This window comes from Agarivorans sp. MS3-6, from assembly GCF_054112545.1.
On record NZ_CM134202.1, the window covers coordinates 3651383 to 3666362 of the forward strand.

At 45.0% G+C, this 14980-nt stretch carries 14 protein-coding genes; 10 read left to right on the forward strand and 4 right to left on the reverse strand.

The genetic code is table 11. The annotated features are described in order from the left end of the window. Nucleotides 1–19: 19 nt before the first annotated feature. Complete coding sequence (locus ACVFI8_RS16840; RefSeq protein WP_457872003.1) at nucleotides 20–2599, forward strand: DUF294 nucleotidyltransferase-like domain-containing protein; 2580 nt, start codon at nucleotides 20–22, stop codon at nucleotides 2597–2599. Between the two features lie 335 nt (nucleotides 2600–2934). Here the strand turns inward: ACVFI8_RS16840 and ACVFI8_RS16845 are convergent, their stop codons facing one another. Further along, nucleotides 2935–3810, reverse strand: coding sequence for a LysR family transcriptional regulator (locus ACVFI8_RS16845; RefSeq protein ID WP_457872005.1), 876 nt, complete (start codon nucleotides 3808–3810; stop codon nucleotides 2935–2937). Between the two features lie 129 nt (nucleotides 3811–3939). On the opposite strand from ACVFI8_RS16845, the gene ACVFI8_RS16850 reads away from it, so the two are divergent. Continuing rightward, complete coding sequence (locus tag ACVFI8_RS16850; RefSeq protein WP_457872006.1) at nucleotides 3940–5010, forward strand: linear amide C-N hydrolase; 1071 nt, start codon at nucleotides 3940–3942, stop codon at nucleotides 5008–5010. 176 nt (nucleotides 5011–5186) lie between these two features. Here the strand turns inward: ACVFI8_RS16850 and ACVFI8_RS16855 are convergent, their stop codons facing one another. Then, nucleotides 5187–5927, reverse strand: coding sequence for a substrate-binding periplasmic protein (locus ACVFI8_RS16855; protein ID WP_457872007.1), 741 nt, complete (start codon nucleotides 5925–5927; stop codon nucleotides 5187–5189). A 324-nt stretch (nucleotides 5928–6251) separates the two neighbouring features. On the opposite strand from ACVFI8_RS16855, the gene ACVFI8_RS16860 reads away from it, so the two are divergent. The 3 genes from ACVFI8_RS16860 (at nucleotide 6252) to ACVFI8_RS16870 (ending at nucleotide 8861) form a co-directional block, all read left to right on the forward strand. Beyond that, nucleotides 6252–6791, forward strand: a complete 540-nt coding sequence (locus ACVFI8_RS16860) for a hypothetical protein (protein ID WP_457872008.1) — start codon at nucleotides 6252–6254, stop codon at nucleotides 6789–6791. A 362-nt stretch (nucleotides 6792–7153) separates the two neighbouring features. Next, nucleotides 7154–8008, forward strand: a complete 855-nt coding sequence (locus tag ACVFI8_RS16865) for an alpha/beta hydrolase family protein (RefSeq protein WP_457872009.1) — start codon at nucleotides 7154–7156, stop codon at nucleotides 8006–8008. Nucleotides 8009–8084: 76 nt separating this feature from the next. Continuing rightward, a complete protein-coding gene (locus tag ACVFI8_RS16870; protein WP_457872010.1) occupies nucleotides 8085–8861 on the forward strand; it encodes a phosphotransferase in 777 nt (258 codons plus the stop codon). 51 nt (nucleotides 8862–8912) lie between these two features. On the opposite strand, the gene yjeH is transcribed toward ACVFI8_RS16870, so the two are convergent. Further along, nucleotides 8913–10175 carry an L-methionine/branched-chain amino acid transporter gene (gene yjeH, locus ACVFI8_RS16875; protein WP_248712417.1) on the reverse strand — a complete coding sequence of 421 codons (1263 nt, stop codon included), beginning with the start codon at nucleotides 10173–10175 and terminating at the stop codon, nucleotides 8913–8915. Between the two features lie 202 nt (nucleotides 10176–10377). On the opposite strand from yjeH, the gene ACVFI8_RS16880 reads away from it, so the two are divergent. Continuing rightward, nucleotides 10378–11040 (forward strand): YoaK family protein, encoded by a 663-nt coding sequence (locus tag ACVFI8_RS16880; RefSeq protein ID WP_248712416.1) that lies wholly within the window; start codon nucleotides 10378–10380, stop codon nucleotides 11038–11040. Nucleotides 11041–11048: 8 nt separating this feature from the next. Here the strand turns inward: ACVFI8_RS16880 and ACVFI8_RS16885 are convergent, their stop codons facing one another. Continuing rightward, on the reverse strand, nucleotides 11049–11924 hold the full coding sequence (locus tag ACVFI8_RS16885; RefSeq protein WP_248712415.1) for a LysR family transcriptional regulator: 876 nt from the start codon (nucleotides 11922–11924) through the stop codon (nucleotides 11049–11051). A 135-nt stretch (nucleotides 11925–12059) separates the two neighbouring features. On the opposite strand from ACVFI8_RS16885, the gene ACVFI8_RS16890 reads away from it, so the two are divergent. From ACVFI8_RS16890 to ACVFI8_RS16905, 4 genes are all read left to right on the forward strand, one after another. Next, nucleotides 12060–12476, forward strand: coding sequence for a DoxX family protein (locus ACVFI8_RS16890; RefSeq protein WP_248712414.1), 417 nt, complete (start codon nucleotides 12060–12062; stop codon nucleotides 12474–12476). A gap of 40 nt (nucleotides 12477–12516) precedes the next feature. After that, a complete protein-coding gene (locus ACVFI8_RS16895; RefSeq protein ID WP_457872011.1) occupies nucleotides 12517–13509 on the forward strand; it encodes a glutathione S-transferase family protein in 993 nt (330 codons plus the stop codon). Beyond that, complete coding sequence (locus ACVFI8_RS16900; protein WP_457872012.1) at nucleotides 13506–14276, forward strand: DODA-type extradiol aromatic ring-opening family dioxygenase; 771 nt, start codon at nucleotides 13506–13508, stop codon at nucleotides 14274–14276. The genes ACVFI8_RS16895 and ACVFI8_RS16900 overlap by 4 nt, the downstream gene beginning before the upstream one ends. Nucleotides 14277–14393: 117 nt before the next feature. After that, entirely contained in the window at nucleotides 14394–14900 is a 507-nt protein-coding gene (locus tag ACVFI8_RS16905) for a methylated-DNA--[protein]-cysteine S-methyltransferase (RefSeq protein ID WP_457872013.1), read from the forward strand. The last annotated feature ends 80 nt before the right edge of the window (nucleotides 14901–14980 follow it).

Sequence of the window (14980 nt, forward strand, 5' to 3'; positions counted from 1 at the left end):
AACCCTATAGTCGACTGATATGAAAATTTCTGAACATGCTGATCGCACCGAAACATTATTTGGCCTAAGAGCCGAAGAAATCCATAAATGGATAGATGGATTTTTTGATCATGATGGCTTTGACCATTATATGCGCATGGGCAAGATAGCCAGTTACGACCCTTACGACCATCGCCGCTTTCGCCATTGCAAAGAAGCGCTAGAAGAGGCCTACCAAGAATTTGGCGAAAAATACTCACGTCAGCAAATAAAAAATGTAGTGGAAACCCACATTAAAGACGATTACGACGGCTACCTACCCAGCAGAACTGATTTTGAAAATGGTACCTTCACCGCTAAGTACCACGACGCCCAACACAGCGAAGAAATGGGCTCCATCCTCAGTGCCCAAGAGATGGAAGACTACTTTAACGGCATGGCGGATCGCAGTACCCCCGGTAACAGCTTTGTTAGCAGCTTTGGTTTTCGTATTGTTATCCCAACATTGCTGGCTATTTTACTGTTTATCACCGCCATTGTTTTTGTGATTGTCCCGCAGGTAGAAGGGTCGATGATGAGCCAAAAAAAGCTGATGATTAAAGAGCTAACCTCATCGGCGGTAAGCATTGTAGAGCGATATATTCAATTGCAGGAAAGCGGCGAGCTAAGCCTAGAACAAGCCCAAAGCAAAGCCGCAGAAGAAGTAAAAGCAATGCGTTACGGCGAACAAAACAAAGACTACTTCTTTATTACCGACATGCATCCACGCATGATCATGCACCCCTACAGGCAAGACCTAAAGGGCAGGGATCTTACCCGCTACACCGACAGTGAAAACAAAAGTGGTAAGCTGATTTTTGTTGAGTTCACTCAACTGGTAAAAGACCAGCAAGAAGGCTATCTAGAATACCTATGGCAGTGGAAAGATGACCCAAACAAAACCGCCCCCAAGCTGAGTTATGTTTATGGGGTAGCACAATGGCAATGGATCATTGGTACAGGGGTGTACTTTAATGACGTGCAAAAAGAAATAGACAAACTAGAGCAAGCCCTGTTCACCACCTTTATGCTAATCACCCTAGGGCTGGTGGCCATCATGTCTTATATCATTGGTCAAAGTAGAACCATTGAAAATAGAAAAAAGCGGGCCGAGGTGGCGCTTCATGAAGCTAAAGATAGATACCGAGCACTGGTTGAATCATCCAATGAAGGTTACATGCTTGAAGCCGATGGCGAAGTGCTTTATGCCAACAATCGGCTGCACCGTATGGTGGGCTATTCAGACTCTGAACTAAAAGCAGACAGCATTTGGAACATGCTGTTTCCTGCTTGTGCACAAAATGCCCGTGTTTTAGCGCACCTAATACAGCTATTTAAGCACCAGGCCGAAGCCAGTGAGTTTGAAGCGCAACTGCTTACCAAAAGTGGAAAACAGCTCGATATAATTCTTAGTACCTCAAAAATATTCCTCTCAGAAAAAAGCGGGCATGTTATTTCGTTTCGCCCGATTACCCGAAAAATCTATGGCGGGAGTGTTGGGCTAGTGAAAAAAGTCACCGACTATCAACTGCTCACCAGCCGCATTGTTGAGCAAATAGCGCAAAGTAATACTCAAGGCCATGTGGTTGAATCGCTAAACCAAATGCCAGAGCTTATCCGTGAAATGATTGATGCGGGTTCTCGGCCAGATAACCTGCGTCGCGCCATTGGCAGCGCTTATGATGCCGCCATTTACCGATTTATTGATCTCAGTATTGAAGAGCTAGGAGAGCCGCCGGTGCCTTTTTCGTTTATTTCTTTTGGCAGTAACGCCCGTCACGACATGACGCTGTTTTCTGATCAAGATAACGCCATCGTGTTTGAAGCCCCAGAACCAGAGCGACGCAAGTCAACCCAGCGCTATTTTTTGCATCTGGCTGAAAGAGTATGCGGCTTGTTAAATCAGGCGGGGTACAGTTATTGTGAAGGGCTAATCATGGCCACCAATCACCGTTGGTGTTTAACCGTAGAAGAATGGCAAAACAACTTTGAAGGCTGGATCAATAGTGCCACTCCCAGCACAATTTTAGAGCTAAATGTGTTTTTTGATATTCGCTCAACCTATGGCAAAAAAGCCTTGGTTGACCAGATCCAGCAGCACATTAATCAGCTTACCCGCCAGCATCCCTCATTTTTAAGCACTTATGCCAAAAACTGCCTGTCTTACAAGGTTCCGTTAAATAGTTTTAAGCAGATCAAAACCGAAAGGCACGACGGTGAAGCCTCAATCAATCTTAAAGCGTGCCTGCGGCCAATGGAAATTTTTTGTCGCATCTATGCGCTTAAACACGATATCCGTGAATCAAACACCATGGTAAGGCTTAAAAAGTTGGCGGCGGTAAAAGAAATCGACCCGCAAAGTTTTAAAGAAATGGTGTATATTTTTGATCACATTTGGCATCTGCGCTTCATGAACCAAATAGTAGAATACACCGACCTTCGCGAAGTGAACGACGTACTGGCCATTAACAGCTTAACCGAGCTAGAGCAGCAAAATTTAAAAAACGTGCTGATGAAAATATCGCTATTTCATAACAAAATTAACCAAGACTTTTTTGGCAGCTCTGCGGGTAAGCTGTGATAGCGCTGGCTAGTAAACCACAATCAATGCCGTGCTTAACTAATTGACGATATAGCCAAAACCCACAAGGCCCTGCTTCATACAACTACACAAAGATGAGTAGCCAATCCTTTGTGTTTTTTGATAAGTTTGTTGATAGAACGAATAGTGGTGGGGATGATGCCATGGAACACAGGCTCATCTCTCGAATTATCAACACAATAAGCGTGTATCAAGCGAAGTAAAAGAGTACTAATAAGCCACCTATAATAATATCACTGTAAATTATAAAGTTAGTAATGGGTGGCTTGATTAGGCTTGGGCAAGCCCCTCCATCTTATGGTAAGTCGATTATGCTAATGGCTCGGTAAAGCCTGTACCGCTTCGATAAACATTTGCATGGCAGGGTTAATGGCTTTTTCTTTCTTCCACACCAGTTCTGCATTCCAATTTGAAAAGGATTCATTGGGAGCTTGATTGATAACAACTTCGCCACCTGCAAGCGCATCTTCGCAAACAAACTTAGGTAAATGTGCCCAACCTACACCCGCTTTAACTAAACTTAATAATTGAGTTGCGTTATTACATAACATAAAGCGGTGACTGATTACGTCGGCATCACGCATACCTATATCCTGTAAAAAAGAATAACTTAATTGTAGTTTATCGCGTAAATCCCTTGGTTGCGCCGGGTTAGGTAATTCCCAACTGGCTGGCACAACTCTAATCACTTCAAAGCTATAAGCATTGGCGTGGGTAATTTCAGTAGGAACGTTAATCGTTGATAGCATGATGCCAATATCAGCTTTACCCGACAATATCCAACCTCTGATCTGTAAGGTATCACCATTTAACACTTTTAAACTGAGATAGGGGTAGGCTTGTAGCAGAGCTGATATCTGATTGTCTAATGCAGACTCCACTAAGCTAGTATCGATGGCGATCGTGAGCCTTTCTGGGATCCCCTGCAATAAGCTATCAACCTTAGCGTCAAAATGACTGGCCTCAGATAGCATCGATTTAGCAAAGTTATATAACTGCTCACCATGCTCTGTGACTTCTAGTGAACGTGGATGGCGCACAAATAACGTGAGTCCAGTATCAATTTCTAAATTATTAACCTGCTCTCGTAATGTCGAAACATGTTTACCGATATGACGTGCAGCCTGGGCGACACCTCCTTGCTCAACGGTAGCAACAAATGCGTGCAGTTGCTCTAGTGACACAGCCATAGTCAACTCCTTTATTAGAGAGGGTTAATACCTACTCTTAGCCACTTTGAGATTAGCAGTTTTAATCGATAATGAATACATCAAAGAGCAACACACTCTTAATTGTCACTAACCTTATTGGGGCTACTTATGAAAAACTTCAAACTAAATAAAATCGCACTTGTTGCAATTACAGCAATCTCAATGGTTGGCATGGCACAAACAGCCAATGCATGTTCACGCATCATCCTTGATACACCACATGGTATGTCAACGGTTCGTTCACTTGACTGGGGTCAACAGCTGGGTAATACCACTCAAGTTAACCCAGTCGGCATTGAGCGCAGCACTGAAACACCTAGCTATAAGCATGCGATGCAGTGGACCACTAATTATCATGCGGTTGCACAAATGGAATACGATGTTTTTGGCGGAGTGACTTCTGACGCGATAAACTCACAGGGCCTTGCTGCATCATTGCTTTATATGGCTGATAGCGCAGCCTTCATCGAAGACTACCAAGACACAGGTGCGCCAGCGGTTAGTTTCATTGATGTGATTACATACATTACAGAAACTTATGCTACGACTGAACAAGCTGTCACCGCGTTCAATAACAACGAATGGCAAATAGCGTGGAAAGATGGCTTACATGGCACCGAGCATGGTTTGCATATCTCTATTCACGATAAGTCTGGCGATATTGCTTTATTACAGCTAAACAAAGGCGGAAAGATGGTTGTGCATCGCGGTGATGAAAAATCAGATTTGCGTGTTATGGCAAACTCTCCATTACAACAAGATCACCGTGACTATGTTGCTAAGGTTGATTTAGCTGACTTAACGGCTAAAAAAGTGCCTACATCAATTAGCTCGCTAGACCGTAACTTACGTGGCTTATTCCACACGACACACGTAAAATTTGAGGAAGGTAAAACTTGGCCACAAACTCGCGGTAAGCTATTAAGTACCTTCAACGCGGGTAACTTAGTTCCTCAAGATTTGATTGACCCAACTAACGGCGAGACTTACGCATCTTGGACTCAGTTTGTTTATAACCATGAAAACGGTGACTTCTTGTTTACCAATTACGACACTCGCGAGCAGATTGGCTATAACTTTAACGACACTTTGTCTTTCTCTGAAACAATGTGTGCAGATACCGTTAAGCAGGCATCAGAAGGTAAAAGCACGGTTACATTTTCACCTTGTTCTAAGTAGGTTAGGTAGGTTGTAACAACCCACCAATTAGGAAATAGCAAAAGCCCTTGGCCTTATAGCCAGGGGTTTTTTATTGATATATATAGGATAAAAGGGGTCAGAGTCTGGGGATCCCTCAAACTCTGCCCCCTTTTATTACTCACAGAGTAAGACGGTAAACTCGCTAAGGTTGAGACTTATTGCTGACCAGTATCATTTGCTTCAAGCTGAAAATACTGTTCTATCCATAGTGTTTCATCGAGCGTAATTTTTCTGGCGGCTTGGTAGAGTTGCGTGAATGGCTCTTGTTTGTGGCTAAGTTTTGACAAGCCTAAGTAGATATCATTAACCCCAAACGCTGTGGGCAGGGGCTCAACATTGTAAACGCGGCTTTCCCGCATCAGCCACTCAACCATCCTTTCAGGTGCGACAAAGCCATCTAAGCGCTTACGAGAAACAGCCTGCAATAATAGCGTTAATGAGGTCCGTTCTTTAACTAAAAAAACGCCTTGTTGCTCACCTTGGTGAAACAAAGGGTGGGTTTTAGCATTGTTAAGTTTGCCTAACGTTAATCCTGACAAAGACTCAAGCTCCCCATTAAACTCAAAATTACGTTCTGCATTGGCGAACAAGGAAAACCTGAATTGATTAATGGGCTCAGTGGGGTAGTGCAACCAAGCTTGGCGCTCTTTGGTTTTAACTACGGGCCAAATGGCATCAATTTCTCCATGTTCTACTCTTGATTGGGCTCTTGCCCAATTACTCAGCGAAAACTCTACCCGAACTCCACTTTGCTTAGCTGCTTCCTTGATGGTTTCAACAAAGATACCAGTCAAGGAACCATCGGGTTGTTTGATGATGTAGGGCGGTACCACAAAACTAGCTATGGTTAATGTTTCTGAGTTCTGTTCTGCTAAGAGAGTTGTTGAATAACTCAAGACTAGCAACATAAAACCAATGAAAACTGAACTGTATCTCAATATCCTACCTAACTTGTTACGTTTGGGCTCCTAGCAAGTGTAGCCAAATAAAGAGGGGGAGAAGGCAATTTAAGTTAAATAAAGGAATAAAAGGGTCAGAGTCTGAGGAAGCCCCACGAAATTATTCATGCTTTCCAGCCTCGCTTTAAATAGGGCTAGTGCTTAACATTTGTAGTGTATCTAAGGCGTGGCGCCAATGCCCTTTTATTATTTTTCAGCAGTTCATATACTCTCAAGCAGATGACATTACAGGAGTCGCTGGAAAGGCGGTAGGTAACTAAGTTGAAACTATTGATATTATCTTTTTTGTTAATGTTTTCTCGAGCAGCATATTCTGATATTGAGAATCAATTTATAGATTCTCAAATTGGAAGTATATTTTTGCCAGTGAATGAGAAAAACTACTTTTGCGATTATATTGATAACTTAAACTTCTGGTTCATAGATGGTTACCATTACAGCTTTACTTGGTATGACTCTAGTAGGGCTGATTGGTCTGAAGTCTGGCCTTTTTTAAAGAGTCCTCATAAAAGAGTAGAGGGGGATAATGCAGAAGAATTGGAAAAATTGAGAGAAATTTTTTTCAGTTTGGGTAAGCCAATACTTATGGATAGCAGCCCTTCTCATTTGTTTTTTACCTTTGAAGGTGCGGAGAGTTTTTTCGTGTCGAAGTCATTGCAACACATCAACGGAAGTTATTTGGTGATCAATAAGAGAAAGTCAAATGTATACAGCCAAGAACGATGTGAATATATTGATATTGATTCCATTATTGGGCGGATAGTCGAGTTGAAAATTGAGAGGGTTGGAAAAATAAAATAATAACGAACGGCTGGGTCACTTTAACTTGCCTACACTGAATTAAATTGATTGGTTTGGGTAATAAAATGGCTCGAAAACTTCGTGTTTCTTATCCTGATGTGGCGGAGCACACCATTCAGTGAGGCAATAATCGCCAAGTTATTTTTGCCAGTGATGAAGATATGCAAGCCTATGTTGCTTGGTTGAAGCAATAGGCCAAGCAGTATCAAGTGGCTATTCACTCTTGGGTGTAAATGACCAATCATGTTCATTTACTCTGCACACCTTCTACTGTCACTGGTATTTCAAAAATGATGCCATCGCTAGGGCATATGTATGTGTTGCACTTTAATCAATATCTTACATATCGGAGATAAAATTCAATGGCACGTACAGAACAAAGAGTGATAGCCACTAAGAATGGGCATACCGTGTCTTCTACCTTTTATTTCCCTGATATTGAAATGAAAGGTGCCATTCTTATTGTGCCGGCAATGGGCGTTACACAAGCGTTTTATGCGCCATTTGCGGCATGGTTAACCACTCATGGCTATATGGTTGCAACGTTTGATTATTCTGGAACGGGCTTATCTCAAACGGGTCATTTAAGGGATGCAAGAGTCACCATTACTGATTGGGCGGATTTTGATTGCACAGCAATGGTCGAGGCAATGTCGAACAAGGCAAATGGCACACCACTCTATTGGATTGGGCATAGCCTTGGTGGGCAGCTTATTGGCATGATCTCTAATCTCCACCTTGTGACTAAAGCCTTTAGTATTGCCAGCGGAAGTGGTTACTGGCTTGATAATGTGCCTTCGTTAAAATGGCGTGTATGGTGGCTTTGGTTTTTTGTTGTTCCATTAACGACCCGAATTTACGGGTACTTTCCTGGCAAACGATTGCGTAAGGTAGGGGATTTACCCAGCGGAGTCATTAATCAATGGCGTAAATGGTGTCTGAACCCTCATTACATGGTGGGTGCTGAAGGCCAAAAGACACGTGATAAATATCGATTAGTCTCTACACCCATTTATTCTTTCTCTTTTACCGATGATGAATTGATGTCCAAAAAGAACATCGACTCTTTGAATAGTTTTTATCCGGCCTCAACAATACAAGTAAATCGTATTACGCCCGAAGAGATAGGAACACAACGCATTGGGCATTTTGGTTTTTTTAAAGCGAAGTTTGAGCAAAGTTTGTGGGCATCTCATTTGTTGCCAGAACTACACTAGTCTCATTATTGGCTATATCGGGCAAGTGACTCGTTCGCTTTTTCCGCTGGGTTGGCCTTAGTTGTAAGGAATAAACATGAACGCGCTAAGTGGTGGCAGGGCGTCTGCCATTTATCTAGAGAATGATGTGGTTTATCGGCCTCTCAATGTATGGAGTTCTACTATTCATAAGTTGTTGGCCCATTTAGAGCATGTTGGTGTCACTGAGGCTCCAACATTCATTGGTATTGATGGCCCCAACGAGAAGCTGAGCTTGGTTAAAGGTAAAACATATAACTACCCTTTAACGGGGGCCATTGCCTCTTTAGAGGCTGTAGTGTCTGCCGCTAAACTGCTACGAAAAATTCATGACGCATCGGCCTCATTTCTCATCCACCATGACCCCGCTGAGCTTGTTTGGATGCTTCAAGCCAAACAACCTTATGAGGTGATTTGTCATGGTGACTTTGCCCCATACAATGTGGCGCTATCGGGTAATAAGGTGGTAGGGGTATTTGATTTTGATACCGCTCATCCCGCACCACGGATATGGGATTTAGCCTACTCGACGTATTGTTGGTCACCTTTCAAAACACAAGAAAACGACAAACTGGGTAGCATTGAAGAACAAATAATGAGGGCCAAACTGTTTTGTGACAGCTATGGCGCGTCTCTCGCACAGCGGGAGCAACTTCCTGAAGCGATGATGCAGCGTTTGAATGCCTTGGTTGATTTTATGCGCCAAGAAGCGAACAAAGGTAATCAACAATTTATTGCGAATATTGAACAGCTGCATCATGTGGCGTATTTAAATGATATTGAGTATATCAATAGTCACCAGCAGCAACTGCGGCGAGCACTGTGCAACTTATGAGGCCTTAATCTCCCTTTGAGGGGATCTCTTTCACACCTTTACAGGGCGGGTTTAAGCAACTGTTTTGTGGCTAATAAGTGCTAGCCTTCGCCATTTAAATACCAATAAAGCCAGCAAAAATACGCCAATGCATACCAGCGCACTGCTACCAATAAACACGAGAATAAGGCTACAAAAAAGGGCTGAGAATAACGCAGCAATGCGGGCGCGGCCCTTCAGTAGTTTTACCCCAGCAAGGGCGGCGGCGAGGTATATCACCACAAACAGGCCGTTGGCATACTCTAATAAATAAGCGAATGAAAAATCCCAGTAATCGCGCGCTAGCAATACCATGGCGATAGCGCTTATTACGATACAGGTGGCGACAATAGGCGAGCCATTGTTGCTCTGTTTTCTTAAAATGTGGTTTGGCCCTTTGGCCTCGGCGGTACTGTAGAGCATATTAGCAAAGCTTATTAGATATAAATTTACCGCACAAAAACAGCCTGCAAACCCAACCGCGGCCACCAAGCTGGCCGCCCAGGTGCCACTGGATAAGGCGGCTATATGGGTAATAGACAATAAGTTTTGTTGCTCATCGCCGTAGGCGTTCATCACCACGACCGCGTAACTCACCAGCACATAAACCAGCGCGGCGCAGCCCACGCCAAGTAGCACCGATTTAGCAAAATCACGCTCTGGATCTTTAAACTGTTTGGCCACATGGCAAATCGCCTCTATGCCCACAAAACACCAAAACATGATTGCCATTGATTGGCCAATAGCACTCAATGAAAAGTGGGTGCTTTGCAGCTGCTCCACAGGAAAAGGGGTGGTGCTTATTACTTTAAAACACACCCATAAAATGGTGCTTATTAGCGCTAGGCTCAGTATGGCTTGCACGCTGGCTGAGGTTTCGATGCGGGCTAGGTTCATTACAAATACTAAAGCTAGCATGGCCAATTCGATATACAGCAGGGGGAGGCCAAGCCCACCAAAAATTTGGGCGAAGTAGCTAGCGCCAGCAATAAATACCACTGGTGGGCCAATTGGGGCAATAGACAAATACACCCAGCCAATGGCTTTTGCGGCGTCTTCGCCAAAGGCTTGTTGTACATAATGGGCGGTGCCACTTTCGTGCGGGTAGCGTTTGCCCAGTGCGCCAAAGGTAAACACCACGGGTAGCATGGCAATAATCATTAGCAGCCAAGCTAATAGGGAATACACGCCAGAGGCACTTGCGGCGAGGGCTGGGATAATCAGTACGCTAGAACCTAATAATGCCGATACCAGCAAACTTGCGCCCTGAATGACAGATAAACGTCCTTGTGCCACTTTTACACCCTTGGATCTGCATGCGAACTTAAGGCGCCTAATTTAACAAAGTTTTTCATTAATAACGATGCTTAAGTACACGCTTTTAACGCCATGATGGCGGGGCTATTTGATGAATGCTTGCTTCGGCACGGCGAGTTTATTTGATAAACTCTAGGCTGACTTATGGCTTTAATGCCACCTCGTCTTTTAAGGAAGCTTTGTGATTTCTAAATTGCCCCGTTGGGTAGAATATGGAACGTTTTTGCTGGCGTTGATTGCTGGCTTTGTTAACGCGGTGGGTTTGTTAGGCTTTAAGCACCAATCTGTCTCTCATTTATCGGGTACGGCCACCTTGCTGGGTACTGGCGCTATAAGTTCCAGCTTGAGCGATGTATTTCACTTGTTTGGCGTGCTGCTGAGTTTTTTAATTGGCGCCATCATATCAGGCTATTCATTACGCGGCGGGGCGCTAAAGTTAGGGCGTAACTACAGCGGTATATTGTGTTTAGAAGCCGCTTTTCTATGTGGTGCAAGCTACTTGTTAAGCCATGATTCTTTTTATGGGATCTATTTAGCGTCGGCGGCGTGTGGGCTGCAAAACGCGCTGGCCACCACCTATAGCGGTGCGGTTGTGCGAACCACCCATGTTACCGGTATATTTACCGACTTGGGCATTATGCTGGGATCTGCGCTGAGGGGCGATCCCTTTGATAAAAGGCGCGCCTTATTATTTGTGCTGATTGTGCTGGGCTTTATCGCAGGCGGCACCTTGGGGGCTTATGGATATGCCCACTTGGCATTTTTGTCTTTGTTTATTCCGGCTGGCGTGTGTTTGTCGTTGGCGCTGCTCTACTCAATCTATAGTGCCAAGGTTAGCCATTAAACCGCTGGCTAACAGTGCTGCTTTAAATGGGCAATAAAAGCACTGATTTTTTTAGTGAGATATTGGCGATGTGGGTAAATCACATAAACCCCAACATCGCCACTGCTGTAATCGTCTAGCAAGCTAACTAAGCTTCCCTTGGCGAGCTGCTGCTGTACTGCAAACTCTGGCGATAAACACACCCCTAGGCCCTGCTCTGCGGCAGCGGCGGCAGCCAAAGCACTATTTACGCTTAGTATGGCGTTCACCTTAATGCTGTGCTCTTTGCCTTGATGGCTGAACTGCCATTTGTTCCCGCCACGACGGTTACTATCTACAATACAGGGCCGCTTAGCTAACTGCTCTAGGGATGAGATAGGCTGGTGACTAAGATACTGAGGGCTAGCTACTAGTACTTGCTTAAAGCGAGTAACCTGCCTAGCAATCAGGTTGGAGTCTTCTAGTTGGCCGATGCGAATAGCAAGATCAAAGCCATCTTCAACAATATCTACGTAACGGTCGTTTAGTACCAGCTCTACCTTTAGCTGGGGGTGAGCTTGCATAAAGCTTGGCAATACACTCATTAAATTGAGCTCGGCAAAGGTTTGCGGGGCACTAATCCGTAAACGTCCCGACAATTGGTCATTTTGCTGCTGACTCAATTGGTTTAAGTCATCCACTTGTTCAAGAATAATCCGAGCTCGTTGATAGGCCTCTTTGCCTGATTCGGTGACCGATAAGGCGCGGGTGGTGCGGCTAATTAAGCGGCTGTTGAGTTGCGCTTCTAGCTGATTAACTTGCCGGCTTACGATGGCCTTAGTTTTTCCTAAATGTTTAGCCGCTAACGTAAAACTGCCGTGTTCGACTACCGCAACAAAACTTGTGTAGAGTGCCAGCTGATTCATGCTTATGTCCTATTGTTTACTTTTGGTAAACAATATGTCGATAGTTTTGGGTATTGTTTACACATTAATTCGAGACGATACTTTTTGCAAGCCAGCAAACTTGTTAGGCGCTAATCATTTTCAAGGAGAGTCATCATGAATCAGCAATCCCAATACGCCGCCACCTTATTACGACTTAGTCTGGCACTCATGTTTTTAGCCCACGCGTGGTTAAAGTTAGTGGTGTTTACCCCAGCAGGCACCGCTCAGTTTTTTAGCTCACTGGGTTTGCCCGGCGCTTTAGCTTACCTAACCATTGCAGCGGAATTACTCGGCGGCATAGCACTGCTAGTGGGCTTTAAAACTCGCTTAGTTGCAGCAGGCCTGATACCTGTGCTGTTGGGAGCCTTGTTCATGGTGCATGCTGGTAATGGTTGGTCTTTTTCAAACCAAGGCGGTGGTTGGGAGTACCCACTCTTTTTAGTGATGGCCTCGTTGGTACAAATTTTGTTGGGTGATGGCGCGTTTGCCTTTAAACCTAAAGCGATCTTTACCAAGGCGGTTGCCGCTTAATTGTTGATAATTCACCAGCCCTAATCTGAGCCTAGGAGTCATGATGTTAGTGAATGGTATTTGGCAAGCCGCCTGGAACCCTTATCAAAAAACCGGAGAGAACGGCGACTTTATTCGTCAAACTTCAAGCTTTCGCCATTGGGTAACGGTAGATGGAAGTGCTGGTCGCACTGGTAGTGCGGGCTTTAAAGCTGAGGCGGGGCGTTACCATCTTTATGTGGCGCTTATCTGCCCTTGGGCCAGCCGAGCACTGCTGGTGCGTAAGCTGAAAAAGCTGGAAAAGGTCATTAGCATTAGCATTGTGGACCCACGTTTAACGGATCAAGGCTGGCGCTTTGTGACTAAAGAACAGGGCGGTTTGGCTGGGGCCACTGAAGATCACCTCCATCATAGCCAGTTTATTCACCAGCTATATACCAAGGCCGACCCAGCTGTATCGGGCAGAGCGACCGTGCCGGTGCTGTGGGATAAACACACCAATACTATTGTGAATAATGAATCAGCCGACATCATTGAAATGCTTAACAGTGCCTTTGACCAATGGGGGGATGCCAGTGTTAACTTGCGCCCAGCCAGCTTAATTGAGCCATTAAACCAGCTTAACCCGTGGTTATACGAGCAGGTCAATAATGCGGTTTATCAGGCTGGTTTTGCCCAAAGCCAAGCGGCCTATGAGGAAGCGGTAACTAAGCTATTTTCTGCCTTAGAAGAATTAGAACAACGCTTTGCCGATGGTAGGGCTTATCTGCTGGGCGATAGCTTAAGCGAAGCAGATATTAGGTTGTTTGTTACTTTAGTGCGCTTTGATGCGGCCTATGTAGGCGCGTTCAAATGTAACCTAAAACAGATTGCAGACTTACCATTTCTTAACCGCTACTTACGGCGTATTTATCAGCTAGAAGGGGTTGCCGATACCGTGAGTATTGAGCACATTAAACAAGGCTATTATTCAGTAAAAGCGCTTAACCCAAATGGAGTGGTGCCAGTAGGCCCTGAACTGGCGTTTTTAAAGCCAAGTAAGGAGGCGTTATGAGCCAGCTTGCACCGGTTCTATTTTTGTCTCATGGCTCACCGATGCGGGTATTAGAGCAAAGCCCAGCGAAGCAGTTTTTGCAAGATTTACCCGCGCAACTAAGCCCGCCAAAAGCCATAGTGATTGTGTCACCACACTGGGAAACCGAAGGCGTGGCCTTCACCCAGCAAGAGCGACTCGACACCATTTATGATTTTTGGGGCTTTCCTGCAGCGTTGCAGCAAATCACTTACCCTGCGGCTAGCCCAAGTTGGTTACATCAGTTGCTTAAGCAAACCTTGCCGCAGGCTGAGCCATTAAATCGGGGCTTAGACCACGGTGCGTGGTCGGTCTTACATTTGATGTACCCTCAGTTAGAAGTGCCTGTAGTGGGCTTAAGTTTACCCACCAATGCCAGCTTGGCGGAGCTATTGGCGCTGGGCGAACAACTGAAAGTGTTGCGCCAACAAGGCATCATGCTCATCACCACCGGTATGGCTACTCATAATTTGGCCGAGCTGGCATATAATGGCGAGCCAGAAGCGTGGGCTAGCGAGTTTATAGAATGGCTGCAATACATGGTGCAGCAGCATAATTTAACGGCCTTATTACGCTATCGCGAATTTGCCCCCGGCGCGCAGCGCTCGCATCCACGCGACGAACACCTGAGGCCACTGTTTGTTGCTCTGGGTGCCAGTGGCGCGCAGCCAGCAACGCTTATTCATGACTCGTGGGAGTTGAAAAACGGCAATAACTCGAGTTGGGCGTGGGGAATGCCAAATGAATAACCGCCGCATGGTTTTCGGCGGTGAGCGTTAAGTTTAATGTGACGGTTTGTGGCACAATCATTTTATCTCAGCTTATTGAACGTAAGCTTGTTTGACAGATTATTCTGAGGGCCGACGATGAACATCAATATTCAGTATTTTAAGCATCCCTACGCTGAATTTGTGCTGGGCTCTTATGCTGGTCAGCTGTGCTTGTGTGATTTTCGCTACCGGACAAAGCGCGAATCTGTCGATAAGCGAATTAAAGTGGGCCTTAAGGCTGAATTTGTTGAGCAAAAAGACGATGTCTTAGAGCAAGCCAAGCAGCAGTTAGAAGAGTATTTTTTGGGGGAACGGCGCGAGTTTGACCTTCCATTGTTAATGGTGGGTAGTGATTTTCAGCAATCAATATGGCAAGCACTGCAGGGCGTTAGCTATGGTGAAACGGCCAGCTACCTCGACTTAGCCGTGATGATAGGCAATAAAAACGCGGTGAGGGCAGTAGGCACTGCCAATGGCGCTAACGCGTTGGCTATTATCATCCCCTGCCATCGTATTATTGGTAGCCAAGGTGAGCTAGTGGGTTATGGGGGTGGGTTGCCCTTGAAAAAGCGCCTGTTAACGTTAGAACAAAACCTGTTTTAATGGCCGCCAGCTCAGGATTGAAAATAGGCATTAAAAAACGCGACTTTTTGGGTCGCGTTTTTTGTATCTAAGCCTTAAAT